Here is a 3,193-nt window from a genome sequence, read left to right on the forward strand (position 1 = left end):
GGGGTCGGAACAAGAACTGTTCCCACAGACACGTTAAGACCGAACGAAGCACGAACGCGCGTGATAGATCTGTAGATGAAGCTTCCCTGGCAGTTGAAAGCATCCAGCTGATGGCGGCCAATTTCCCTTGAAGTCAGTATATGGTCGGGGAGATAGCAAAATGGGGCGAAGGCGGCTTATCAGTTCAAAGGAAGCGGAGACACTTCTGGGTATAGCGGCGGACGATGATAGCCTGATCCGTCACTTTACACTGGACCCGGCCGATCGTTTGGAATGCGAACTCCGACGCCGACCTCAGAACAAGCTGGGCTTCGCGGTTCAACTTTGCACAATGCGCCAAACGGGGCGACTGTTGTGGGACAACGAGCAGCCACCCGCGGCTGTGATCAACTATCTTGCTGATCAGCTCGGTATCGACGCGCGCCTCTACGCTTTCTATGCACATCGAGCACAGACGCGTTTCGATCACAGCCGGTCTTTGATGGCTTATTTCGGTCTCCGGACTGCCTCCAGAGACGATCGCCGCGCGGCCCTTCTGGCGGCAATCGATGCGGCGGCCAACGGCGATCACGGGTTGCCGATCGCGACAGCAGTCATTGCCGAGTTCCGGAAACGAAACGCACTCCTGCCTTCGCTGCATTCCATCGAGAAGATCGGCCTCGGCGGTCGCGCGATTGCTCGCCGACGAGCTGAGAAAGAACTTATCGAGGGTATCTCGCCTGATCGGCTTGCGTCATTGGACAGGCTGTTGGAGGTTGACCCCGCCCTCGGCCAGACGCGCTTTCATTGGCTGCGCTCGGCGCCGGAAGCGCCAGGTGCGTCAAACCTAGTCGGGCTGACAGAACGTATTGCCTTCCTGCTCAACCTGGAAATCGACGCGAAATTGCAGGCGCGCTTACCATCTGGACGATGGGATCAGATGATCCGTGAGGGCAACGCCACACCGGCATGGCTGGCCAACGACTTCAATTCCAACCGTCGACACGCGCTGATAGTGGCGCAGATTATCAAGCTCGGCCAGAAGCTCACCGACGATGCAGTGTCGATGTTCATCAAGCTGATAGGTCGGTTGTTCTCGCAAGCCAATAACCGCAAGAAGCAGCGGCACATGGACTGCAGGCCGGATACCGGCAAGGTACTGCGCATGTTCCTGGACACGATCACAGCCCTGCAGTCCGCGAACGATTATGGCCGGAACGCATTGGAGGTTCTCGATCAGGAAGTTGGGTGGCACCGGTTGCTTCGGATGAAGCCTGAGCTTGAGTCGATGGTCGAAGACAATGAGGCGTCGCCATTGACTTTGGCGGCTGAGCAATATGCGACCGTCAACAAATATGCGGGTGCGTTCCTGCAGGCGTTCACGTTCCGCTCAGCGCGCCGCCACGATCCCCTGCTTGCGGCGATTTCGCTGCTGAAACGGCTCTATGCCGAGAAGCGGCGGACCCTTCCCGATCGCGCCCCGGTTACCCACCTCAGCCAAGCTGATCGACGGCTAATCCTCGGGCAGGAGAAGCCCGATCGCCGTCTCTATGAGATTGCAACGCTCGCGGCTTTGCGAGACCGGCTTAGATCTGCGGACATCTGGGTCGATGGCAGCCGATCCTTCCGGCCGATCGACGAGCATCTTATGCCGCGGTCAACATTCACCACCATGAAGGAGGAAGACCGCCTCGGGCTGGGCGTCCAAGGTGACGGCGCGCAGTGGCTTTCCGAAGCGCGTCAGATACTCGACTTCAACCTGAAGCGCCTCGCGCACAGAGCACGGTCCGGAAAGCTCGAAGGTGTTCGTCTTGAAGGCGGGACGTTGATTGTTACGCCAACGGCTGGCGAGGTTCCCGCTGCAGCCGAGGAACTGAACGCCGAGATCAGCGAGCTTTATCCGTTGGTCGATGTGCCGGACCTTCTGCGGGATGTACACGAATGGACCGACTTTGCGGACTGCTTCACGCATGTTCGCACAGGTGACACTCCGAGGAATGTCTCGGCCATGCTGGCCGGCGTACTGGCCGATGCGACCAACCTCGGTCCGAAGCGAATGGCGAGCGCGTCCAAAGGCATCAGCGCCCACCAGATCGGCTGGTTGCGCACGTTCCATGCGAGATCCGAGACCTACCGCGCGGCGCAAGCATGTATCACCGACGCACACAGCCGCCATCCGCATTCTCGCCTTTGGGGCAATGGCACGACGTCATCGTCCGATGGCCAATTCTTCCGCGCCAGCGACCGAGCCGCAAAGCGCGGCGACATCAATTTGCATTACGGCAGCGAACCCGGATCGAAATTCTACAGCCATCTTTCCGATCAATATGGCTACTTCAGCATTCTGCCCATCAGTCCGACCGAAAGCGAGGCGGCCTACGTGATCGATGGGCTATTCGATCAGGACACGGTCCTCGATATCCAGGAACACTTTACCGATACGGGCGGCGCAAGTGATCACGTATTCGGGCTGTTCGCCCTGATCGGCAAGCGGTTCGCACCGCGACTGCGCAATCTCAAAGATCGGAAGTTCCACACATTCGAGAAAGGCGACGCATATCCGGCGCTGTCGAACCACATCGGGGCGCCGATCAACACCACTTTGATTCTCGACCATTGGGACGATCTGCTCCATCTGGCGGCGTCGATCACGACGCGATCCGTGGTGCCATCTACGATCCTGAAGAAGCTGTCCGCATCTCCGAAGGAAAGCCAGCTCGCAAGGGCGTTACGGGAACTCGGTCGGATCGAGCGATCGCTGTTCATGATCGAATGGTACTCAAGTCCGATACTGCGTCGGCGCTGCCAAGCCGGTCTTAACAAGGGCGAAGCTGCGCATAAACTGAAGCGCGCTGTCTTCTTCCACGAGCGCGGCGAAATCCGCGACCGATCATTCGAAAGCCAGGCGTTCCGCGCCTCCGGTCTCAATCTCGTCGTTAGCGCGATCGTGCATTGGAATACGGTCTATATCGAACGGGCCGTCACCCATTTGCGCAAAATGCACCGCGAGATTCCGGATCATCTGCTCAAGCACGTCTCGCCGCTGAGCTGGGAACACATCAATCTGACCGGCATCTACACCTGGGATGCAGAACATCAGATGCCTGAAGGCTTCCGGTCGCTCAGACTTCCGGCTCGGTTACGCCACGCCGCATGACGTTCATGCTCCGTTCGACCTTAGCGTGTCGCTGGGAACAGTTCTTGTTCCGACCCC

General features: G+C 58.8%; 1 protein-coding gene. It reads left to right on the top strand.

What is annotated here, in order from left to right; all coding sequences use genetic code 11:
* Window positions 1–160 precede the first annotated feature (160 nt).
* Window positions 161–3,136, top strand: a complete 2,976-nt coding sequence (locus GTK01_RS20790; RefSeq protein ID WP_252929750.1) for a Tn3 family transposase — start codon at window positions 161–163, stop codon at window positions 3,134–3,136.
* The last annotated feature ends 57 nt before the right edge of the window (window positions 3,137–3,193 follow it).

It is taken from the genome of Aliihoeflea sp. 40Bstr573 (genome assembly GCF_024105655.1).
Lineage (GTDB): Bacteria > Pseudomonadota > Alphaproteobacteria > Rhizobiales > Rhizobiaceae > Aliihoeflea.